20 protein-coding genes are annotated in these 21,006 nt (G+C 68.6%); 9 read left to right on the plus strand and 11 right to left on the minus strand.

Translation table 11 applies throughout. The features are described 5' to 3' along the window. Window positions 1-4: 4 nt before the first annotated feature. From J3A66_RS13605 to nudC, 3 genes are read left to right on the plus strand one after another with little or no spacing between them, the layout of a single operon-like run. On the plus strand, window positions 5-1,003 hold the full coding sequence (locus tag J3A66_RS13605) for an A/G-specific adenine glycosylase (RefSeq protein WP_084215155.1): 999 nt from the start codon (window positions 5-7) through the stop codon (window positions 1,001-1,003). 10 nt (window positions 1,004-1,013) lie between these two features. Continuing rightward, complete coding sequence (locus J3A66_RS13610) at window positions 1,014-2,381, plus strand: serine hydrolase domain-containing protein (RefSeq protein WP_209569445.1); 1,368 nt, start codon at window positions 1,014-1,016, stop codon at window positions 2,379-2,381. Further along, the gene (gene nudC / locus J3A66_RS13615; RefSeq protein WP_245336823.1) at window positions 2,378-3,283 is read left to right on the plus strand and encodes an NAD(+) diphosphatase; all 906 of its coding nucleotides are present in this window, start codon (window positions 2,378-2,380) and stop codon (window positions 3,281-3,283) included. The genes J3A66_RS13610 and nudC overlap by 4 nt, the downstream gene beginning before the upstream one ends. 1 nt (window position 3,284) lies before the next feature. Here nudC and J3A66_RS13620 read toward each other — a convergent pair whose 3' ends face one another. Further along, entirely contained in the window at window positions 3,285-4,187 is a 903-nt protein-coding gene (locus J3A66_RS13620) for a prephenate dehydratase (protein ID WP_209570516.1), read from the minus strand. 138 nt (window positions 4,188-4,325) lie between these two features. Here J3A66_RS13620 and J3A66_RS13625 point away from each other — a divergent pair, with 138 nt between their 5' ends. Continuing rightward, window positions 4,326-5,030 (plus strand): cytochrome c family protein, encoded by a 705-nt coding sequence (locus J3A66_RS13625; protein ID WP_031396507.1) that lies wholly within the window; start codon window positions 4,326-4,328, stop codon window positions 5,028-5,030. A 105-nt stretch (window positions 5,031-5,135) separates the two neighbouring features. Here the strand turns inward: J3A66_RS13625 and J3A66_RS13630 are convergent, their stop codons facing one another. Next, window positions 5,136-6,029 (minus strand): TIGR00730 family Rossman fold protein, encoded by an 894-nt coding sequence (locus J3A66_RS13630; protein ID WP_056407191.1) that lies wholly within the window; start codon window positions 6,027-6,029, stop codon window positions 5,136-5,138. A gap of 46 nt (window positions 6,030-6,075) precedes the next feature. Next, window positions 6,076-6,741, minus strand: coding sequence for an extensin family protein (locus tag J3A66_RS13635; RefSeq protein WP_056407193.1), 666 nt, complete (start codon window positions 6,739-6,741; stop codon window positions 6,076-6,078). A gap of 233 nt (window positions 6,742-6,974) precedes the next feature. Here J3A66_RS13635 and J3A66_RS13640 point away from each other — a divergent pair, with 233 nt between their 5' ends. The 4 genes from J3A66_RS13640 to J3A66_RS13655 all read left to right on the plus strand — a co-directional run bounded on the left by J3A66_RS13640 (window position 6,975) and on the right by J3A66_RS13655 (window position 12,269). Further along, window positions 6,975-8,129, plus strand: coding sequence for a phosphoserine transaminase (locus tag J3A66_RS13640; protein WP_209569448.1), 1,155 nt, complete (start codon window positions 6,975-6,977; stop codon window positions 8,127-8,129). A 102-nt stretch (window positions 8,130-8,231) separates the two neighbouring features. Then, the gene (gene serA, locus J3A66_RS13645) at window positions 8,232-9,809 is read left to right on the plus strand and encodes a phosphoglycerate dehydrogenase (protein WP_209569451.1); all 1,578 of its coding nucleotides are present in this window, start codon (window positions 8,232-8,234) and stop codon (window positions 9,807-9,809) included. 39 nt (window positions 9,810-9,848) lie between these two features. Further along, window positions 9,849-10,949 (plus strand): ATP phosphoribosyltransferase regulatory subunit, encoded by a 1,101-nt coding sequence (locus tag J3A66_RS13650; RefSeq protein ID WP_107930444.1) that lies wholly within the window; start codon window positions 9,849-9,851, stop codon window positions 10,947-10,949. A gap of 30 nt (window positions 10,950-10,979) precedes the next feature. Then, on the plus strand, window positions 10,980-12,269 hold the full coding sequence (locus J3A66_RS13655; protein WP_031440105.1) for an adenylosuccinate synthase: 1,290 nt from the start codon (window positions 10,980-10,982) through the stop codon (window positions 12,267-12,269). Window positions 12,270-12,338: 69 nt separating this feature from the next. Here the strand turns inward: J3A66_RS13655 and J3A66_RS13660 are convergent, their stop codons facing one another. The 6 genes from J3A66_RS13660 to J3A66_RS13685 all read right to left on the minus strand — a co-directional run bounded on the left by J3A66_RS13660 (window position 12,339) and on the right by J3A66_RS13685 (window position 17,132). Continuing rightward, window positions 12,339-12,812, minus strand: a complete 474-nt coding sequence (locus tag J3A66_RS13660; protein WP_209569453.1) for a hypothetical protein — start codon at window positions 12,810-12,812, stop codon at window positions 12,339-12,341. Between the two features lie 56 nt (window positions 12,813-12,868). Continuing rightward, window positions 12,869-13,936 carry a chorismate synthase gene (gene aroC / locus J3A66_RS13665; protein WP_209569455.1) on the minus strand — a complete coding sequence of 356 codons (1,068 nt, stop codon included), beginning with the start codon at window positions 13,934-13,936 and terminating at the stop codon, window positions 12,869-12,871. Beyond that, window positions 13,933-14,349 (minus strand): endonuclease domain-containing protein, encoded by a 417-nt coding sequence (locus J3A66_RS13670; protein ID WP_209569456.1) that lies wholly within the window; start codon window positions 14,347-14,349, stop codon window positions 13,933-13,935. The genes aroC and J3A66_RS13670 overlap by 4 nt, the downstream gene beginning before the upstream one ends. Before the next feature lie 77 nt (window positions 14,350-14,426). Next, on the minus strand, window positions 14,427-15,230 hold the full coding sequence (gene fabI, locus J3A66_RS13675) for an enoyl-ACP reductase FabI (protein WP_107930438.1): 804 nt from the start codon (window positions 15,228-15,230) through the stop codon (window positions 14,427-14,429). Further along, window positions 15,227-16,192: a YihY/virulence factor BrkB family protein gene (locus tag J3A66_RS13680; protein WP_201302627.1), complete on the minus strand. Its 966-nt coding sequence runs from the start codon at window positions 16,190-16,192 to the stop codon at window positions 15,227-15,229. The genes fabI and J3A66_RS13680 overlap by 4 nt, the downstream gene beginning before the upstream one ends. 7 nt (window positions 16,193-16,199) lie before the next feature. After that, window positions 16,200-17,132, minus strand: coding sequence for a J domain-containing protein (locus tag J3A66_RS13685; RefSeq protein WP_082451212.1), 933 nt, complete (start codon window positions 17,130-17,132; stop codon window positions 16,200-16,202). Window positions 17,133-17,227: 95 nt separating this feature from the next. Here J3A66_RS13685 and J3A66_RS13690 point away from each other — a divergent pair, with 95 nt between their 5' ends. Further along, window positions 17,228-17,374 (plus strand): hypothetical protein, encoded by a 147-nt coding sequence (locus J3A66_RS13690; RefSeq protein WP_156360378.1) that lies wholly within the window; start codon window positions 17,228-17,230, stop codon window positions 17,372-17,374. A 108-nt stretch (window positions 17,375-17,482) separates the two neighbouring features. Here J3A66_RS13690 and J3A66_RS13695 read toward each other — a convergent pair whose 3' ends face one another. Together J3A66_RS13695 and J3A66_RS13700 are read right to left on the minus strand one after the other, a co-directional pair. Then, complete coding sequence (locus tag J3A66_RS13695) at window positions 17,483-18,385, minus strand: transglutaminase family protein (protein WP_209569459.1); 903 nt, start codon at window positions 18,383-18,385, stop codon at window positions 17,483-17,485. Next, entirely contained in the window at window positions 18,382-20,889 is a 2,508-nt protein-coding gene (locus tag J3A66_RS13700; RefSeq protein WP_209569460.1) for a circularly permuted type 2 ATP-grasp protein, read from the minus strand. The genes J3A66_RS13695 and J3A66_RS13700 overlap by 4 nt, the downstream gene beginning before the upstream one ends. Window positions 20,890-21,006: the final 117 nt, after the last annotated feature.

Here is a 21,006-nt window from a genome sequence, read left to right on the forward strand (position 1 = left end):
CGCCCTGCTCGACTGGTATGACGCGCATCGTCGCGTGCTGCCGTGGCGCGCCCGGCCGGGCGAGACGGTCGATCCCTATCGCGTCTGGCTGTCGGAGGTGATGCTGCAGCAGACCACTGTCGCCGCGGTCACCCCGCGCTTCCTCGCCTGGACCGCGCGCTGGCCCGATTTCGCGAGCCTCGCAGCGGCGGACGATGCCGATGTGATGGCCGCCTGGGCGGGGCTCGGCTATTATGCCCGCGCGCGCAATCTGGTGAAGGCGGCGAAGGCGGTCGTCGCGGAGCATGATGGCGTGTTTCCGCGGACCGAGGCCGAGCTGCGGACGCTCCCCGGGCTCGGCGCCTATACCGCGGCGGCGGTGGCGGCGATCGCGTTCGGCGAGCGCGCGGTGGTGGTCGATGCCAATGTCGAGCGCGTCGTCGCGCGGCTGTTCGCGATCACGACGCCGCTCCCCGCCGCGCGCCCGGCGATCCGGGCGGCCGCGGACACGATCACGCCCGACATGCGAGCGGGCGATTTCGCGCAGGCGATGATGGATCTGGGATCCTCGATCTGCACGACGCGAAACCCCAAATGCCTGCTGTGCCCGCTCCGCCCCGACTGCGACGGCTTTGCGCAAGGCGAGCCCGAACGGCTGCCGGTCAAGGCGAAGAAGGCCGCCAAGCCGCAGCGTCACGGGACGATCTTCTGGCTCGAGCGCGACGGACAGGTCTTGCTGGTGCGCCGCCCCGATACCGGGCTGCTCGGCGGCATGCGCGCGCTGCCGACCGGGCCCTGGACCGACCAGCCGCCGGGGTTCGAGGCCGCACCGGCACAGGCCGACTGGCAGATGCTCGACGACCGCGTCACGCATGGCTTTACGCATTTCGACCTCGAACTCGGTCTTGCGGTGGCGCGGGTGGAGGCGCATCAACCCGGCGAATGGTGGCCCGTCGAGACCCTGGATACCGCCGGGCTGCCGACCGTTTTCGCCAAGGCCGCCCAGGCTATACGGGCGCGATAGGGAGGCCTGCATGACGCGTGCACACTGGATTTCGACTGGCGTCATCGCCGCACTGGCGGCGACCGCAGCCATCGGGCAGGCGCAGCGACAGGCCGCCCCCGGCCCTATCGCCGTCACCGAACGCGCGGGCGATCCCGCACGCGCCGCCTTGCCGAGCCTCGAACGGCTGTTCGATGGCTATGTCCGCGACAACAAGATGCCCGGTATCGTCGGCGCCTTCGGTCTGGGCGACCGGCCGACCCTGTTCCTGGCGAGCGGAAAAATCGGCGACGAGCCGGGGCGGCCGTTCGCCGACGCCGATTCGCTGTGGCGGGTCTATTCGATGACCAAGCCGATCACCGGTATGGCGGCGATGATGCTGGTCGAGGACGGTCGGCTGAACCTCGACGATCCGCTGAGCAAATACATCCCCGCATTCAAGACGATGACGGTCGCGACCAGCCCCGATACGTCGCTGGCGACGCGGCCGGCGAAGACGCCGATCACGATCCGCATGCTGCTGACGCATACTGCGGGGCTCGGCTACAGCATCAATGTGAAGGGCCCGCTGCTCAAAGAATATGAGCAGCGCGGCGTGCTGCCGATGTCGGTCAATGCGCAGATGGAAACGCAGATGGCCAAGGTGCGCCCGACCTCGCTCGAGGACTTCGCCAACCGTGCAGCGACGCTGCCGCTGGTTGCGGAGCCGGGGACCAAGTGGAGCTATTCGATCGGGCTCGACGTGATGGGGCGAGTGATCGAAGTGGCGAGCGGGATGTCGTTCGAGCGGTTCCTGCAGACGCGGATGTTCGCGCCGCTGAAGATGAATTCGACCTTCTTCATGGTGCCGCAGGACCAGGTAAAGCGGCTGGCGACCAACTATGCGTTCGTCGGTGATAACCGCACCCCGCTCGACCCGGCGGCGACGTCGGTGTTCGCGCAGCGGCCAAGCTTTCCCTATGGCGGCGCGGGGCTGGTGATGTCGGCGCGCGATTATGACCGGTTCCTGCACATGCTGCAGGATGGCGGGACGCTGGACGGCGTGCGGGTGATGAAGCCCGAAACGGTCGCGCTCGGCATGTCGAACCTGATGCCCAAGGGGGTGTCGTTCGGCGGGATCGGCACCGGGACCGGTGCGGCGGCCGCAGGTAATGCGATGGGGTTCGGCGCGGGCGGGTCGGTGTATCTCGCGGACGTGCCGGGCGGCGCATCGAAGGGCACCTATGGCTGGGGCGGCGCGGCGGGGACGTTCGCCTGGGTCGACCCGGTCCGTCATGTCCGGAGCACGGTGATGGTCAATTATTTCCCCGGTGAGAAATGGCCGTTGCGGAAAGAGGTGGTCGGCGCGCTGGTCGCCGATGTCGCGCGAAGCGGATCCGCGGGGGGCGTGCGCCGATGAGCTTGACCGCGGATCTCATGCCCGATGTCGCACCGGGTTTTACCGGCGGGACGCTCGATCGTGCCGATGCTCTGCGCCACGATGCAGACGCACTGGCGGCGGCGCAGGGCGACTGGCGGGCGCGGCTGCTCGCGCTCGACGGTCTGTTGCCCGCCGTGACGGGCGAGGGGCGGCTCGAATGGACGTCGATGGCGGACCTGCCCGACGATGCCGAACCGATCCTGCTCGGGCTCGACGAGAGCGGGCGGCCGCATTTCACCGCGCTGCTGGCGGGCATGGGGGTCGACAACGCCCCGGCGATGCGCTCGCCCGCGCTGATGGCGGTGCTGGGCAGCCTCGCACCGGGCGAGGCGGCGACCTATGCCGCGGCGCGCAGCGTGCTCGACTGGCATGTCCGGCACCGCTTCTGTGCGAAATGCGGGACCACGACCGCCATGTTCCGCGCGGGCTGGGCGCGCAAATGCCCCAATTGCGCGACCGAGCATTTCCCGCGCGTCGATCCGGTCGTCATCATGATCGCCGAGCATGACGGGCGCGCGCTGCTCGGCCGCGGCAAGGGCTGGCCGCCGGGACGCTATTCGGCGCTGGCGGGGTTTCTCGAGCCGGGCGAATCGATCGAGGAGGCGGTCGCGCGCGAGATTGCGGAGGAATCAGGCGTGCGTGTCGGCCGCGTCCGCTATGTCGCGAGCCAGCCCTGGCCCTTCCCCTCGTCGCTGATGATCGCGTGCGTCGCGGAGGCGGTCGACGACGCGATCACGCTCGACGTGAACGAGCTGGAGGATGCGATGTGGGTGCCGCGCGAGATGGTGCGCGCGGTGCTGCGCGGCGAGGAGGGACCGTTCCTGCCGCCGCCGCCCTATGCGATCGCGCACACCCTGCTGACCGTCTGGGCGAAGGGGTGACTCAGCCGCGCGTGCGCGCCTGGCGGTAGGTGCCGAGAACGCGAAGCCATTTCGAATGGAAGCCGAGTTCCTCGAGCGCGTGGTCGAGATTGGCGTCGCCTGGCTTGCCGACCACATCGGCGTAGAATTCGGTCGCGGCAAAGCTGCCGTTGCGCTGATAGCTTTCCAGCTTGGTCATGTTGACGCCGTTGGTCGCGAAGCCGCCCATCGCCTTGTAGAGCGCGGCGGGGACGTTGCGGACCTCGAAGATCAGCGTCGTCATCCAGTCGCCGCCCGCCGGGTCCTGCGCCGCCGGTGGCTTGCCGCCGCGCGCGAGCGTGACGAAGCGGGTCGTGTTGTGATCGGCATCGGCAATGTCGGTCGCGAGCAGATCGAGCCCATAGAGCGCGGCGGCGGCGGGCGGCGCGAGCGCGGCGATCGTCGGGTCGGCAAGCTCGGCGACCTTGGCCGCGGCGCCCGCGGTATCGGGATAGCTCACCGGCTCGATCCCGTGCGCCTTGAGCCAGTGGCGGCACTGGCCGAGCGCCTGCGGATGGCTCATCGCCTGGCGAATGGCGTCGCGTGGACCGCAGCCCATCAGCGCGTGGCGGATCGGGAGGAAATGCTCCCCCGTGATTACCAGCCCCGATTCCGGGAGCAGGAAGTGGATGTCGGCGACACGACCATGGAGCGAATTCTCGATCGGGATGATCGCGCAGTCGGCGCGGCCGTCCTTTACCGCGTCGATCGCATCGGCGAAGTCGAAACAGGGCAGCGGCAGGCCGTCCGGAAACGCCTCGGTCGCCGCGACATGGCTGTTCGCGCCTGGCGCGCCCTGAAACGCGACCGCGCGCGCGGGCTCCGCTATCGCGGCTTGGGTCATCCGCGCGACGATCGGACGGGCGGGGGCGGCGAAGTTTTCCATCGTCACGGCGCGTAGCCAGCGGGCTGGATGCAATCAAGGGCGCGCGGCGCCCGCGCAAGACGGGGCGCAGCGTTTGCTTGCGGTGTCGGTCAGGCTTTTCTATGGCTGTCCTAAATCAAATAGGGGTGGGTGCGCTTTATGGACGACAGGACCAATACGATCGCCGGCTGGGTGCTCGCAGGTTGTGGTGCGGCGCTTGGGCTGTCGATCGTGGGGGGCATGTTGTTCCACGGCGAGCGCCCCGAGAAGATGGGCTATGCGATCGAGGGCGTCGTCGAGGAGGGTGCCGGCGGTGGCGCTGCCGAGGTGGCGATCGCGTCGCTGCTGCCGACCGCCGATGCTGCCAAGGGCGCCGAGGTCTTCAAGAAGTGCGCCGCGTGCCACACGATCAACCAGGGCGGCGCGAACGGGATCGGTCCGAACCTGTACGCGACGCTGGGCGAGGGGATCGCGCAGGGCAAGGGCGGCTATGCCTTCACCGACGCGCTGAAGGGCGTCGGCGGCAAGTGGGACTTCGACAAGATGAACGCGTGGCTGACCAGCCCGCGCAAGTTCGCGCCGGGCACCAAGATGACCTTTGCCGGATTGGGCAGCGCCGAGGACCGCGCGAACGTGATCCTGTATCTCAACCAGCAGGGGTCGAACCTGCCCTTGCCGGCAGCGCCTGCCGCCGGTGCAGAACCCGCTGCCGCTGGAGATCAGCCTGCGACCGCCAACGCCGCCGAGGCTGCGGTCGAGAATGGCGGCGATACCGCCGATATCGCGAACACCGGTACGGCGGCTTCGGGTGCGCCGTCGGTCGATCCGGAAGCCGCACGCAAGGGTGCGCGGACGGAGCAGTAATCGCGGCTCCCTCTCCTCGGTGAGGAGAGGGGCTGCTGCGGGGTGTGCGCTGCCTGGCGGCCCATCACCCCGGCCCTCCCCCCCGAGGGGAGAGGGGGCAGAGGGTCAGGCTCCTGCGGCCTCTGCGGCTTCGGCCGCAGCGCGCTCGCGGTAGAAGGACTGGACCGCGGCCCAGGCTTCATCTGCGGTCTCGACATAGCGGAAGATCGACAGGTCCTTTTCGCTGACCACTCCTTCCTCGACCAGCGCGTCGAAATTCACCACGCGCTCCCAGAACTGGCGACCGAACAGCAGCACGGGGATCGGCTGGATCTTGCCCGTCTGGATCAGCGTCAGCAGTTCGAACAGTTCATCGAACGTGCCGAACCCGCCCGGGAACGCCGCCAGCGCGCGGGCGTGGAGCAGGAAGTGCATCTTGCGCAGCGCGAAATAGTGGAACTGCACCGACAGCGACGGGGTGACGTACGGGTTGGGGGCCTGCTCATGCGGCAGGACGATGTTCAGCCCGATCGATTCGGCGCCGACATCGGTCGCGCCGCGGTTCGCTGCTTCCATGATCGACGGGCCGCCGCCCGAGCACACCACGAACTGACGCCAGCCGCGCTCGTCGCGGGGCAGGACGCTGACCTTGGCGGCGAGCTCGCGCGCGACGTCGTAATATTTCGACTTCTCGACCAGCCGCTCGGCGATCTTCTTCGACTTTTCGTCGCTGGCGAGTTCGAGCAGCGCCTGTGCCTTGGCGGGCTCGGGAATGCGCGCCGAGCCGTAGAAGACGAAGGTCGAGGCGATCTTCGCTTCCTCGAGCACCAGTTCGGTCTTGAGCAGCTCGAGCTGGAACCGCACCGGACGAAGGTCTTCGCGGAGCAGGAAGTCCATGTCCTGGAAGGCGAGCCGGTAATGCGGATGCTGGGTCTGCGGCGTGGAAACGATCTCGCGGGCGGTTTCAGCGTCCTGGCTGGCGTTCGCGAAAACGCGTGAGGGAATGCGGGTATCTGTCATTTCGGCGGATTTAGTCGAAAGCCGTGCGCAGGGCTAGACCGGTGTACTAGCGGCAGAAATTCGCGCGATCGTCCTCGAGGTGGAGGTGGTTGCGGTGCGCGGCGTTATAGTCGGGGCTGAGCACCGTCCCGAACCGCTTGCAGGCCGAGGCGCGGATCGTCTGGAGGAATTGGCGAACCTGCGGGTCGGGCGACGACCAGTCATTCAGGATGCTGATCCGTCGTCCGTCCTTCAGCACGAACCCGCCGATATCGACTGCGTTGGCGACCGCATGGCCCGAGCGGCGGCTCGCGTTGCGAGCCGAACCGACGACGTTGCGGCAGGCATAGCTGCCCATGCTGTCGATCCGCGCGAGTTCGCTGCCGAGCATCTGATAGGCGGCGGGGGCGACCGCGTTGCGCGTCCAGCCGATCAGCGCGCGCGCCGCGCCGCAGCGGACTGCGGTGAGGTTGGCGACCGGGACGCCGATATCGACCAGCTTGACGGTGCCCGCGAGCCCGCAGCCGGGACCGGTTTCGCGGTCGGGCAGGAGCTGGAACGAGACGTGGAGCTGGCGCAGGTCGGCGAGGCATTGCGCGGTCTCGCGGTTGCTCGGGACCGAGAGGTTGGGGCGGGTCTGTTGCGGTGCGGCGGGGCGATCGGCGCGGCCGCAGGCGGCAAGCGCGAGAATGGGCGCGAGCGCGAGCAGGACAGGGTAAAGGACGCGGTACATGGGGCCATCATCCCCGCGTGGCACCGGCTTGTCACGCGTTGCGGGGCGGCGTTGCGGCGAGTCGAGGCGTGGGCGTGTGCGGCACGGCCCTTCGACTTCGCTCGGGGCGAACGGGGGAGCGTGGCGACGGGAGCGCATGCGCGGACAAGGTTGACTCGCCGCGCCACGTCGTTAGGGCCGGCGACGGGCCACGCGGTCCCAACGCCGCGCGTGCTCTCTGTGAGGAGAGATACATGACTGATACGACCTACGCTACCGCCACAGGTGCGCCTGTGCTGCCTGCAACCAAGCCGGCACGCCCCTTTTTCTCCAGCGGTCCCTGCGCGAAGCCTCCGGGCTGGTCCGCGGACAAGCTCGCCACCGATTCGCTCGGTCGCTCGCATCGCTCGAAGATCGGCAAGACCCGCCTCCAGTACAGCATTGACCTGATGCGCGAACTGCTGAAGCTCCCCGATACGCACCGCATCGGCATCGTCCCCGGCTCCGACACCGGCGCGTACGAAATGGCGATGTGGACGATGCTGGGCGCCAAGCCCGTCACCGCGCTCGCCTGGGAAAGCTTCGGCGAGGGCTGGGTGACCGATGCGGTCAAGCAGCTCAAGATCGACCCGACCGTGGTGCGCGCCGATTACGGCCAGCTGCCCGATCTGGACTCGGTCGACTGGTCAAACGACGTGCTGTTCACCTGGAACGGCACCACCAGCGGCGTGCGCGTGCCGAACGCGGACTGGATCCCCGACGACCGAGAAGGCCTGTCGTTCGCCGACGCGACGTCGGGCGTGTTCGCCTATGACATCGACTGGACCAAGATCGATGTCGCGACCTTCTCATGGCAGAAAGTGCTCGGCGGCGAGGGCGCGCACGGCGTGCTGATCCTCGGCCCGCGCGCGGTCGAGCGGCTCGAGAGCTACACGCCCGCCTGGCCGTTGCCGAAGGTGTTCCGCCTCGTGTCGAAGGGCAAGCTCGCCGAGGGCGTGTTCAAGGGCGAGACGATCAACACGCCGTCGATGCTGGCCGTCGAGGACGCGATCTTCAGCCTCGAATGGGCGAAGTCGCTCGGCGAGGACGGGCTGATCGCGCGGTCGGACGCGAATGCGGCGGCTCTGGACACGATCGTCGCGGAGCGCGACTGGCTCGGCCATCTCGCCGCTGATCCGGCGACGCGGTCGAAGACGAGCGTCTGCCTGACGGTCGAGGGTGCGGACGAGGCGATGATCAAGGCGATGGCCGCCGCGCTCGAAAAGGCGGGGGCTGCGTATGACGTGGCGGGCTACCGCGACGCGCCGCCGGGGTTGCGCATCTGGTGCGGCGCGACCGTCGACACCGCCGATATCGTCGCGCTCGGGCCGTGGCTCGACTGGACCTACGCGACCGCCAAGGCGGGTTGAAGTCCGTCATTCCCGCGGAGGCGGGAACCCATATACTCTGCCGTCAGTGATTATGGATCCCCGCCTACGCGGGGATGACGGCTGTTAGCGAAGGTACAGCACATGCCAAAAGTCCTCATTTCCGACAAAATGGATCCCCGCGCCGCCCAGATCTTCCGCGAGCGCGGCGTCGAGGTCGACGAGATCACCGGCAAGACGCCCGCCGAACTGATGGCGATGATCGGCGACTATGACGGTCTCGCGATCCGCAGTTCGACCAAGGTCACCAAGGAGATCCTCGAGCACGCGACCAACCTCAAGGTCGTCGGCCGCGCGGGCATCGGCGTCGACAATGTCGACATCCCCGCCGCATCGGCCAAGGGCGTCGTCGTGATGAACACGCCGTTCGGCAACTCGATCACCACCGCCGAGCATGCGATCGCGCTGATGTTCGCGCTCGCCCGCCAACTGCCCGAAGCCGACGCCTCGACCCAGGCGGGCAAGTGGGAGAAGAACCGCTTCATGGGTGTCGAGCTGACGTCGAAGACGCTCGGGCTGATCGGCGCGGGCAATATCGGCTCGATCGTCGCCGACCGTGCGCGCGGGCTCAAGATGAAGGTCGTCGCGTTCGATCCGTTCCTGACGCCCGAGCGTGCGATCGAGATCGGTGTCGAGAAGGTCACGCTCGACGAGCTGCTCGCACGTGCCGACTTCATCACGCTGCACACGCCGCTGACCGACCAGACGCGCAACATCCTCTCGGCCGGGGCGCTCGCCAAGACCAAGAAGGGCGTGCGGATCATCAACTGCGCACGCGGCGGCCTGATCGACGAGGTCGCGCTGAAGGCGGCACTCGATTCAGGCCAGGTCGGCGGCGCCGCGCTCGACGTGTTCGTCGAGGAGCCCGCCAAGGCCTCGCCCTTGTTCAACACGCCGAACTTCATCAGCACGCCGCATCTCGGCGCGTCGACGACCGAGGCGCAGGTCAATGTCGCGATCCAGGTCGCCGAGCAGATGGCCGATTTCCTGATGTCGGGCGGCGTCACCAACGCGCTCAACATGCCGTCGCTGTCGGCGGAGGAAGCGCCCAAGCTGAAGCCGTACATGGCGCTGGCGGAAAAGCTCGGTGCGCTGGTCGGGCAGCTGACGCATGGCGCGGTGACGCGGATCTCGGTGCATACCGAGGGCGCGGCGGCCGAGCTGAACCCCAAGCCGATCACCAGTGCGGTGCTGGCGGGCTATCTCCAGACGCAGACCGCCACCGTCAACATGGTCAATGCCCCCGTACTGGCGCGCGAACGCGGGCTCGAGGTGCGTGAGGTGCGGACCGAGCGCGAGGCGGATTACCACACGCTGCTGCGCGTCTCGGTCAGGACCGAGGATGGCGAGCGCTCGGTCGCGGGCACGCTGTTCGGCGATTCGGCGCCGCGTCTGGTCGAACTGCTCGGCATCAAGATCGAGGCGGATCTGGCGGGGCCGATGCTCTATGTCGTCAACGAGGATGCGCCGGGGTTCATCGGTCGTCTCGGGACGGCGCTGGGCGAGGCGGGGGTCAATATCGGCACCTTCCATCTCGGCCGCCGCCAGGCGGGCGGCGAGGCGGTGCTGCTGCTGTCGGTCGACGAGGCGGTGACGCCGGAGCTGCTGACGAAGGTGCGCGCGCTGCCGGGGGTTAAGACCGCGATGGGTATCAACTTCTAAGGCTCGCGAACGGGGGGCGAAGTGGTTAGAGGCACGCGCATGACTGCTTTGCTCCCCGAAGGTTTTCGAGACCGCCTGCCCCCCTTCGCCGATTCGGCAGCCGCGCTTGAGGCGCGTGTGCTCGAGGCTGCACGCCTGCACGGCTATGAGCGCGTCGATCCGCCGCTGGCCGAATTTGCCGACGGCCTTGAAATGCGACTGAAGGCGGGCGGGCTGCATGATGCGGTGCGGTTCGTCGATCCGGTGTCGCAGCGTACGCTCGCGATCCGTCCCGACATCACCGCTCAGGTCGCGCGGATCGCGGCCACGCGGATGGGGCATCACCCGCGGCCGGTGCGGCTGAGCTATGCCGGCTCGGTGCTCAAGCTGCGCGCGTCGCAGCTCGCGCCCGCGCGCGAGACGCGGCAGATCGGCTGCGAGCTGATCGGGCTCGATTCGGTCGCCGCCGCGCAGGAGGTCGTTGCGGTCGCGGTCGACATGCTCGGTGCGGCGGAGGTCCGCGGCGCGTCGATCGACTTCACGCTGCCCGATCTGGTGTCGACGCTCGCGGCGGGTCCGCTGCCGGTCGCGCCCGACCAGGTCGCGACGCTGCGCGACCGGCTCGACGCGAAGGATGCCGGCGCGGTCGCCGCGCTCGCGCCCGCCTATCTGCCGCTGATCGAGGCGGCGGGGCCGTTCGAACCGGCGATGGAGCGGCTGCGGATGTTCGATACGACGGGCGCGCTCGCGTCGCGGCTCGACGCGCTCACGCGGATCGCCACGGCGCTCGATGGCCGCGTCGCCCTGACGCTCGACCCGACCGAGCGGCACGGGTTCGAATATCAGACCTGGCTCGGCTTCTCGCTGTTCGCGGATGGCAGCGCGCGCGAGGTCGGGCGTGGCGGCACCTATACCGTGGTGCATGAGAGCGGTGCCGAGGAAGCGGCAACGGGCTTCTCGCTGTTTGCCGACCCGCTGGTCGACCGGGTCGTCAGCGTCGATCGTCGCCGCCTGTTCCTGCCGCTGGGTACGCCGGCGGCCGACGGTGCGGCGATGCGGGCGCAGGGCTGGGTCACGGTCGCCGCGCTCGACGCGGGCGATACCCCCGAAGCGCAGGTCTGCACGCATCTTTGGGTGGCGGATGCGCCCCGCGCGCTGTAGGCGCTGCGGGTAATTCTCAGGAGATAGAGTTTGGCCAACGTAGCAGTCATCGGCGCGCAATGGGGCGACGAAGGCAAGGGCAAGATCGTCGACTGGCTCGCCGAGCGGGCCGACATGGTCGTGCGGTTCCAGGGTGGCCACAATGCCGGCCACACGCTCGTCGTCGGCGAGAATGTGTACAAGCTGTCGCTGCTGCCGTCGGGCATCGTCCGCGGCACGCCGTCGTTCATCGGCAACGGCGTGGTGCTCGATCCCTGGGCGCTCAAGGACGAGATCGCGCGGCTCGGCGCACAGGGTGTCGTCGCGACGCCCGAGACGCTGCGCATCGCCGATACCTGCGCGCTGATCCTGCCGTTCCACCGCGATCTCGACGGTCTGCGCGAGGATGCGAGCGGCGCGGGCAAGATCGGCACGACACGTCGTGGCATCGGTCCGGCCTATGAGGACAAGGTCGGTCGCCGTGCGATCCGCGTGTGCGACCTGGCGCATCTCGACGATCTGGGGCCGCAGCTCGACCGTCTGACCGCGCATCACGACGCGCTGCGCGCCGGGTTCGGCGAGCCGCCGATCGACCGTGCGGCGCTGATCGCCGAGCTGCGCGAGATTGCCGGCTTCGTCCTGCCGTTCGCCAAGCCCGTGTGGCGCGACCTGAACGCGGCGCGCTCGGCCGGCAAGCGGATCCTGTTCGAGGGTGCGCAGGGCGTGCTGCTGGACGTCGATCACGGCACCTATCCGTTCGTCACCTCGTCGAACACGATTGCAGGCGCTGCGGCGGGCGGTTCGGGTCTCGGGCCAAGTGCAGTCGGGTTCGTGCTCGGGATCGCCAAGGCGTACACGACGCGGGTCGGGTCGGGGCCGTTCCCGACCGAGCTCGAGAACGAGACCGGCGAGCGGCTCGGTGTGCGCGGGCATGAGTTCGGGACGGTGACGGGGCGCAAGCGTCGCTGCGGCTGGTTCGACGCGGTGCTGGTGCGCCAGTCGGCGGCGGTCGGCGGCATCACCGGGATCGCCCTGACCAAGATCGACGTGCTCGACGGGTTCGAGACGGTTTCGATCTGCACCGGCTATCGTCTGCGCGGCGAGACGCTCGATTACTTCCCGGCGCATGCGGCCGACCAGGCGCTGGTCGAGCCGATCTACGAGACAATGGAGGGCTGGCAGGAAACCACTGCCGGTGCGCGCAGCTGGGCCGATCTGCCGGCGCAGGCGATAAAGTATATCCGGCGTATCGAGGAGCTGATCCGCTGCCCGGTGGCGCTGGTCTCGACCAGCCCGGAGCGGGCGGACACGATCCTGGTACGGGATCCGTTCTCGGACTGATGCGACGATCGCTGACATGAAAAAGGCCGGGCGATTGCCCGGCCTTTTTTTTGGATCAGCCCGTGTGGCTCAGCGTGGCGGCGTGCCGCCCACGGTCCCGCCGGTCGTTGCCGAACCGCCCATGGTACCACCTGCGGCCGTTCCGCCCATTGTTCCACCCATGGTGCCCGGGCCGGTGCTGCCAGTCGACATCGAACCTGAGGTCGTGCCGGTCGTGGTGCCGGTGCCGGTCACCGTATCGGGACCCGTGGTCGTAGCCGTCGTGCCGCGCGTGCGGCTACGGGCGCGGGTGCCGCGCTGCGTGCGGGTCTGGGTCGCGGAATCGGTCGCCGTGGTGCCCGACTGCGTCGTCGGTCCCGTGGACATGCCGCCCATCGCGCCGCCGGTGGTGCCGCTACCCATGGTACCGCCCATTGTACCACCAGTCGTGCCGCCGCCCATCGTGCCGCCCATAGTGCCACCTGCGGTACCGCCGGTGGTCTGGGCCATGGCGGCGGCCGGAAGGATCAGGGCTGCCGCTGCGATCGAGGTCAGAATACGCATGTTTCTCTCCTATCGTGTTGGAGACACAGCGTTCCGGTTCGACTTATGTTCCCCGGTCAGCCGCATTGGCCGCGGTGGAGCAGCGCCTGATCGGCAAGGACAAGTGCGACCATTGCCTCGACGACGGGCACGCCGCGGATGCCCACGCAGGGGTCGTGGCGGCCCTTGGTAGCGATCGTCGCGGCCTCGCCGGACGGACTGATCGTCTCGACGGGGGTGAGGATCGAGCTGGTCGGCTTGAACGCGACCCGCAGGCGGATCGGCTGGCCGGTGGCGATCCCGCCGGCAATCCCGCCGGCATGGTTGGCCAGAAATTCGGGGCCTTCTGCGCCCGGTCGCATGGGGTCGGCATTGGCCTCACCCGACAGTGCGGCGGCGGCGAACCCGTCGCCGATCTCGATCCCCTTGACCGCGTTGATGCTCATGCAGGCCGAGGCGAGTTCGGCATCGAGCTTGGCATAGAGCGGCGCGCCCCAGCCCGCGGGGACGCCGGTCGCCTCGCACGCGATCACCGCGCCGAGCGACGATCCCGCCTTGCGCGCGGCGTCGACCAGCGCTTCCCAGCGCAAGGCCGCTTCGGCATCGGGGCAGAAGAACGGGTTCTGGTCGATCTGTGCGTCGTCGAAGTTCGCCGGGTCGATGGCGTCGCCGCCGATCGCCTCGACCCAGGCGCGGACGCGGACCTGGGGCACGACGAGCCGCGCGACTGCGCCGGCGGCGACGCGCGCCGCGGTCTCGCGCGCCGACGACCGGCCGCCGCCGCGATAATCGCGGAAACCGTATTTGGCGTCATAGGCATAATCAGCATGGCCGGGACGATAGGCCTTGGCGACGTCCGAATAGTCCTTCGAGCGCTGGTCGACATTCTCGATCATCAGGCTGATCGGCGTGCCCGTCGTGCGGCCGTTGAACACGCCCGAGAGGATGCGCACGGCATCGGGCTCGCGCCGCTGCGTGGTGAAGCGCGAGGTGCCGGGGCGGCGCTTGTCGAGCCAGGGCTGGATGTCGGCTTCGGTGAGGGGGATGCCGGGGGGGCAACCGTCGACCACCGCGCCGAGCGCGGGTCCGTGGGACTCGCCCCAGGTGGTGAAGCGGAACATCCGCCCGAAGCTGTTGACGCTCAAAACCCTCTCCCCTCGGGGGAGAGGGAGGGGCCCGCCGCAACGCGGTGGGAGGGTGAGGGGGTATTGGCGCGGGCGACGATCGCCGCCGCCACACCATCGATATTCGTCATCACGTCATCATTCCCGAACCGGCATATCCGGTAGCCTTCGGCTTCTAATAACGTGGTTCGGCGTTTGTCATAGGCCTGCGCATCGGTGCTGGCGTGGGTATCGCCGTCGATTTCGACGACGAGCGCAATCTCGGCGCAAAGAAAGTCGACGATATAGGAACCGATCCAGACTTGGCGGCGGAATTTGAGGCCGGCCAGCTGGCGGTTTCGGAGGATTTGCCAGAGGCGATGTTCGGGTTCGGTGGGCGCTTTGCGTGCATCGCGTTGACGGTCTCGCGCTGCGACGCCGGGTGGCCGTTTCATCCCCTCACCCTCCCATGCTTCGCACGGGCCCCTCCCTCTCCCCTGAAGGGAGAGGGGGTAGTCTGTGCTTCTTCCGTTTACACCAGTGCGATGTCGGGGGCGTCTTCGGCTTTCATGCCGATCACGTTGTAGCCGGCGTCGACATGGTGGGTTTCGCCCGTGACGCCCGATGCCAGGTCGCTGAGCAGATACAGTCCCGCACCGCCGACATCGTCGATCGTCACGTTGCGCTTGAGCGGCGAGTTCAATTCGTTCCACTTCAGGATCAGGCGGAAGTCGCCGATCCCGCTCGCGGCCAGCGTCTTGATCGGGCCGGCCGAGATCGCGTTGACGCGGATATTGTCGCGGCCGAGATCGACCGCGAGATACTGCACGCTCGTCTCGAGCGCGGCCTTGGCGACGCCCATGACGTTGTAATGCGGGATGACCTTCTCGGCGCCGTAATAGCTGAGCGTGAGCATCGAGCCGCCCGGGTTCATCATCTTCGCCGCCCGCTGCGCGACCGCGACGAACGAATAGACGCTGATGTTCATCGTCATCAGGAAGTTGTCGAGGCTGGTGTCGACGAACCGCCCGCGCAGCTCGTTCTTGTCCGAAAAGCCGATCGCGTGGACGACGAAATCGATCGTCGGCCATTCCTCTGCCAGCTTGGCGAAAGTCGCGTCGAGCGCACCCATGTCGGAGACGTCGCAGTCGAACAGCCGCGCGACGCCCAATTGCTCGGCGAGCGGGCGGACGCGCTTCTCCATCGTCTCGCCCTGATAACTGAACGCGAGCTCCGCGCCGGCCTCGGACAGCTTCTTGGCGATTCCCCAGGCCAGCGACTTGTCGTTCGCCAGCCCCATGATCAACCCACGCTTGCCCGCCATCAAACCGTTCACGCCGTTCTCGCCTTCGCCTCTACCTCGTCAGCCGGTTGCTCTAGCGCTGTTTCGAGGGGTTCCGCCAGTGCCGCGTTCAAATGCGCCCCGAATACCAGCCCCAGACCGATGACGTAGAAGAACAGCAGCATGATAACGACGCCCGCCAGGCTGCCATAGGTCAGGTCATAGCCACCCAGGCTCGACAGGACGATCGGCAGCAATGCGGTCGCGCTGATCCACCAGACGGCGGTGAAGAGCGCGCCGGGCCATTTGCGGCATTTCGAATAGCGATAGCGCGACGGCGTTACCGAGTAGAACAGCAAATACAGCGCGCCGAACATCAGCAGACCGGGAATCAGGCGGGACAGGCCGACCCATCCGGCGGCGTCCTGCGCGAAGGGAACGAGGCGGTAGATGAACTGTTCGGCCGCGGTCAGGATGCCCTGCACCAGGAAGGAGAGCAGCGCCATGATCACCGAGCCGACGATCACCGCGGACGATCCGAGCCGCGATTTCCAGAAGGGGGCGGTGGCCTTGATCCCGTAGGCGCGGTGGAAGATGTCGCGGATCGTCTCGACAAAGCTGCCGACGGTCCACAGCCCGACCAGCGCGCCGAGCCACAGCAACGACCCGGTACGCGCCGCCAGCACGTCGGCGATCGGCTTGCGCAACAGGTCGGCGACGTTGGGTGGCAGGACGTTCAGGAAGGACTCGACCGCACGGATCGTCTCGGTGCTCTGCCCGAACAGCGACAGGATCGCCGCGGCCACGATGAAGAACGGGAACACCGTCATCAGCGCGAGATAGGCGAGATTGCCCGCGTGGATGAAGCCGTCGTTGAACACGCCGACCGCGGCGCGCTTGACGACCTCGAACGCATGGCTGCCCGGCTTGACCTTCGCCATGCCGCGATTGAGGCGCCGGCGCGTGCCGCCATGATCATGGGCGCGCGCCTCGGGCGTAAGATTGCTGTCGTTCACAAGGCGTTCAGACGCCCATGGCCCCCCGCGGGTTCCCGGTATTGCTCTTCGCCCAGCCCTCGACGAAGTCGGCAAGCGCCTTGTTGTCGGCCGGAATGTCGATCATCAGCGTGACGAGCTGATCGCCGCGGCCACCGGTTTTCTTGTGGAAGCCCTTGCCCTTGAGGCGCAGCGTCTTGCCCGAGGTCGTGCCCTTGGGGATCGTCAGCATGACCGGCTTTTCGACCGTCGGCGCCTTGATCGAGCCGCCGAGCACCGCCTCGGCAAGGCTGATCGGCAGGTCGATGCGAACGTCGTCGCCGTCGCGCGTGAAGAAGCGGTGGGGCTGGACATCGATCGTCAGGATCGCGTCGCCCGCGCCGCCCGGGCCCTGCTCGCCCTTGCCGCTAAGCTTCATCTGCGTGCCACTCTCGACGCCTGCGGGCAGTTTCAGATCGAGCGTCTTGCCATCGGAGAGCGTGACGCGCTGGGGCTCGAGTGTCGCCGCGTCGACGAACGGGACCTGCAGGCGATAGGCGACGTTTTCGCCCTTGGGCTGCGGGCGCCGACCGAAGCCGCTCGCGAACCCGCCGCCACCGCCGCGCTGGGCGCCGCCGAACAGCCCTTCGAAGATGTCGCTCATGTCGGGGCCGCCGCTCTCATAGCCTTCGCTGCGAAAGCCGCCGCCGGGCTGAGGACGTCCGCCGCCGCCTCCGCCGAAACCGAACGGCGCGGCGGGGTTTCCGTCGCCGTCGATCTCGCCGCGATCGAAGCGCGCGCGCTTGTCCTTGTCGTTCAGCAGGTCGTACGCGTTGGTGACCTGGCTGAACTTTTCCGATGCCTTCGGATTGTCCTTGTTGCGGTCGGGATGAAGCTCCTTGGCGAGCTTGCGATACGCCTTCTTGATGTCGGCTTCGTTCGCGTCGCGGGCAACGCCCAGGGTCTTGTACGGATCGGCCACTTAGGTCCCCACTCTGTCTTGCGCGTCTATGTGGGGCCGCTGCGGGCGCAACGCAATTCCCGTGCCGTGCGTTTGGCGGGCGAGAGGAGACGATGATGGCTGACAAGCAACCGATGCAGGGCGTGCCCGAGGGCGATGATGGTGCCAAGCAGAAGGACGGGGTGAACGATGCGCCGGCCAAGGACAAGGGCGGCGAGAGCGGCGGCGGGTCCTATCCAAACCCGCATGAGGGTAAGGACTGACGCGCGTCTCGTCATTCCCGCGCAGGGGGGAACCCATGCCGCGAGAGTATCGCAACCGTTCGAGTATATGGGTCCCCGCCTCTGCGGGGATGACGACCGTGAAGCAGGTTACCCGGCGACCCGGACCGGTGCCTCGTCCAGCGGCGCGACGTCGACGCTGACGTCCATGCTTTGCGCGCCCGAGCCCAGCACCACACCGTCGACCGGTGCGATCTCGGCATAGTCGCGGCCGACCGCCATGACGATATGGTCGCTGGCCATCCAGATGCCGTTGGTCGGATCCATCCCGACCCAGCCGTGCACCGGCCCGCACCACAGCAGCACCCAGGCATGCGTCGCATCCGCGCCGACCAGCCGCGGCTGGCCTGCGGGCGGGATGGTGCGGATATAGCCGGACGCATAGGCGGCGGGCAGGCCGGCGGCGCGCAGGCCGGTGATCATGATCTGCGCGAAATCCTGGCACACGCCCTTGCGGTGGAGAAACGCCTCGTGCGGCGGCGTGTCGACGAGCGTCGCATCCGCATCGAACACGAATTCGCGCTGGATTCGGCGGGCGAGCGCGATCCCCGCCTCCAGCGCGCCACGCGCGGGGTCGAGGTCGGCCGCGCAATAATCGGCGATCGCATGGTCGAGCGGGATCAGCGGCGAGGGATAGAGATAGGTGGCGGGGCTCGCCGCGGACAGGTCGGTGCTCGCGCGCGCCAACGCCGCGATCTCGGCGAGCGTCGGGTCGCCAACGGCGGGGACGGGGACGAGCCGGTCGACCGTGATCCGCGACCGGCTCTCGATCGTCAGGTGGCGCACCGGGCTGTCGACCACCAGCCGCGTGACGTTGGCGAGCCCCGCCTCGGCGCGCGCGGAGCTGACGCGTCCCGCGGGATGGACCGAGAGCGTGTAGTCGTCGAGCCGCTGGCCGGGCCAGTCGATGGGCTTCAGCCGGAGGTTGCAGCGCGCGAACTTGACGCTCGCGCCATAGTCGAAGGTGGTGACGTGGCGGATGTCGTAGATCATGCGAGCGTCAGTTCGCTGGTGCGGAGCGGCTCTGCGCCTTGGAGGAAATAGCGTCTCGCCAGCGCGTCCGACACGCCCGCCAGCCGGCGTTCGACGTCGCCCAGCGTATCCGCGTCCAGCTCGGCGGCGGTCGCGGTCATCACGATCGCCATGAGTGCGGTCGCCTGAGCCTGTTGCGGTTCGGCCATCTCGTCGTCGCTCAGCACCGGCAGCTCGGCGAGCCGGGCGGCGATGCGGTCGGCGGAGAAGGCGAGGCTGCGCGGGTTGCCGGGGTCGAGCGCGACGAGATCCATGACCGGCACGCGGGCGATTCCCGTGGGATAGCGCTGGCGATAGGTGATCTGGCTGTCGGCGAGGTCGAGCAGCACCGACAGGTCGTCGGGCGAGGCGCCAGGCATGCCGAACAGCCGGATCGCGCGGGCCATCGCCATCGCACGCTCGATCCGGCGGCCGAGATCGTGGAACCGCCATGCCGCGGTCCGTCCCATATGCTCGGCGGACAGCCCGGCGATCGCGGCATAGCGGCGCTGGAGCGAACCGGCGCGCTCGAGCATCCCGCGATGCGTGGGGAAGGGCGCCTCGAGCAGCCGGACCATGTCCGAGGACAGCCGGTCGCGCGATCCCTCGCCGATCGCACGCGCATGGCGGTTGATCGTCGCGACCGACTGCCACCCCTCGTCCTCCATCGCGGTGCGCGCGAACGCGGTCAGGTCGGCGCGACGCAGCGCGGGGGGATGCGGTGCGGCACCGCTGCCGACGATCAGCCCGACGAGCTTGCCGACGGTCTGCGCAGACAGCACCGCACCGCCGTCCGCGTCGATCGAGTTGCCGAGCATGACGCGGATCGCGGCGAGCAACGCCTCGCCGCGCTCGAGATAGCGGCCGAGCCAGTAGAAATTGTCCGCGACGCGGCTGGGCAGCGTGCCGGGATTGCGGCGGACGTGGAGCGAATCGGGCGCGGTAAGCAGCGAGACGGGTGCGACCGGGTCGGGCCCATAGACGCAGACATCGGCGGACCAGATGCCCTCACCCATCACCGCGGCGCGCGCGTCTGGGTGCTCGCCGATCCGCGCGAACCCGCCGGGCAGCACGGTCCATTCGCCGTCGCCGCCGCGTGCCGCAAAGACGCGCAGCGTGAACGGGCGCGGCTCGAGCGTGTCGCCGACGACGACGGGCATGGTCGACAGGCGGACGATCTCCTGCCCGACATAATCCTGCGGCCGGCGGGCCATGTCGGCGAGCAGCGCGGCACGGTCGGCGCCGGTGATGTCGGCACCCGCGGTCGCGCCGTTGGGCAAGCCGAGCGGGCGGGTGTGATAGGCAGGGGCGATCAGCAGCCGGTCGAGATCGGCCTCGACCGCGGTCCGCGCCGCGTCCTGCCCGCACCACCAGGTCGCGATGTTGGGCAGCAGCAGGTCTTCGCCGAGCATCGTGCGCGCGAGTTGCGGCAGGAAGGCGGAGAAGGCGGGGGCCTCGAGCACCGCGGAGCCGGGCGCGTTCGACAGCACGACATTGCCGGCGGCATAGGCGTCGATCAGGCCGGGCACGCCGATCTGCGAATGCGTGTCGAACGCCAGCGGATCGAGCAGCCGCGGATCGAGCCGCCGCCAAAGCGCGTCGATCCGCTTCAGCCCGCCGATCGTGCGGACATAGAGCTTGTCCTCAAGCGCGGCGAGATCCGCGCCCTCGACGAGCAGCAGCCCCAGATAGCGCGCGAGATGCGCCTGTTCGGGATAGCTCGGGTTGAACCGGCCGGGGGTGAGCAGCCCGATGCGGGGATCGGTGCGCTTGCACATCGCCGCCAGCCCCGCGCGGAACGCGGCGAAGAAGGGCGCGTGGCGCTGGACGTTCAACCGGGCCTGCAACCCGCCGAGCGTGCGGCCGACCGCGAGCCGGTTCTCGAGCGCATATCCCGCGCCCGCGGGTGCGCGCAGGTGATCGGCGAGCACGCGCCATTCGCCACTGGGCCCGCGGCCGAGATCGATCGCGATGAAATCGAGATGGCGGCCGCCGGGCGGGTCGAGCCCGACCATCGGCCGCAAGAAGAACGGGCTGCCGGTGACGAGCGCGGCGGGGATATGGCCGTCCGCGACCAGCTTTCCCTCGCCGTACAGATCGGCGATCACCGTTTCCATCAGCGTCGCGCGCTGGACCACGCCCGCGGCGATCCGCGCCCACGCGTCCGCCTCGATCAGCAGCGGGACGGGGGAGACGGGCCAAGGGCGCTCGTCGGGTTCGTCGGCGATGCGGAAGCCGGTGCCGATATCGACCGCGTGACGCTGGACGCGTTCGCGGACATGGCCGAGATCGTCCGAGGCGACCATCGCGAGCTCGGCGAAGGTCGCGGTCCAGGCGGGGTCGATACTGCCGTCGGCGGCGGGGCAGAGCATGTCGGCGGCGGTGCTGCGCGCGCAATAGTCGGCGATCCAGCGCTCGGCATGGCGTGTCGCGTCATAGGCGCTCGATTGCGCCGTATCGGTCGGGGGCGTGGATTGCGTCGCCATCTCCATGCCTTGATGCCTTCGAATAGTGGCGGCGGGTGTTTCACCTTTCGCTGGTGCGGCGCAACCTAAAAGCGTGTCTGCGGGGCGGGTTTCGCCTACGCCTTCCACCCCGGCGGA

It is taken from the genome of Sphingomonas sp. PvP018 (assembly GCF_017876865.1).
GTDB lineage: Bacteria > Pseudomonadota > Alphaproteobacteria > Sphingomonadales > Sphingomonadaceae > Sphingomonas > Sphingomonas aerolata.

What these genes read in the sequence shown, in the direction of transcription:
- J3A66_RS13660 (WP_209569453.1), bottom strand. Translation starts at nt 12,812, where the DNA reads ATGCGTATTCTGACCTCGATCGCAGCGGCAGCCCTGATCCTTCCGGCC.
- J3A66_RS13670 (WP_209569456.1), bottom strand. Translation starts at nt 14,349, where the DNA reads ATGAAACGGCCACCCGGCGTCGCAGCGCGAGACCGTCAACGCGATGCA.
- J3A66_RS13650 (WP_107930444.1), top strand. Translation starts at nt 9,849, where the DNA reads ATGACTGCTTTGCTCCCCGAAGGTTTTCGAGACCGCCTGCCCCCCTTC.
- J3A66_RS13620 (WP_209570516.1), bottom strand. Translation starts at nt 4,187, where the DNA reads ATGGAAAACTTCGCCGCCCCCGCCCGTCCGATCGTCGCGCGGATGACC.
- J3A66_RS13630 (WP_056407191.1), bottom strand. Translation starts at nt 6,029, where the DNA reads ATGACAGATACCCGCATTCCCTCACGCGTTTTCGCGAACGCCAGCCAG.
- J3A66_RS13640 (WP_209569448.1), top strand. Translation starts at nt 6,975, where the DNA reads ATGACTGATACGACCTACGCTACCGCCACAGGTGCGCCTGTGCTGCCT.
- J3A66_RS13690 (WP_156360378.1), top strand. Translation starts at nt 17,228, where the DNA reads ATGGCTGACAAGCAACCGATGCAGGGCGTGCCCGAGGGCGATGATGGT.
- J3A66_RS13695 (WP_209569459.1), bottom strand. Translation starts at nt 18,385, where the DNA reads ATGATCTACGACATCCGCCACGTCACCACCTTCGACTATGGCGCGAGC.
- nudC (WP_245336823.1), top strand. Translation starts at nt 2,378, where the DNA reads ATGAGCTTGACCGCGGATCTCATGCCCGATGTCGCACCGGGTTTTACC.
- J3A66_RS13635 (WP_056407193.1), bottom strand. Translation starts at nt 6,741, where the DNA reads ATGTACCGCGTCCTTTACCCTGTCCTGCTCGCGCTCGCGCCCATTCTC.
- serA (WP_209569451.1), top strand. Translation starts at nt 8,232, where the DNA reads ATGCCAAAAGTCCTCATTTCCGACAAAATGGATCCCCGCGCCGCCCAG.
- J3A66_RS13610 (WP_209569445.1), top strand. Translation starts at nt 1,014, where the DNA reads ATGACGCGTGCACACTGGATTTCGACTGGCGTCATCGCCGCACTGGCG.
- J3A66_RS13700 (WP_209569460.1), bottom strand. Translation starts at nt 20,889, where the DNA reads ATGGCGACGCAATCCACGCCCCCGACCGATACGGCGCAATCGAGCGCC.
- J3A66_RS13625 (WP_031396507.1), top strand. Translation starts at nt 4,326, where the DNA reads ATGGACGACAGGACCAATACGATCGCCGGCTGGGTGCTCGCAGGTTGT.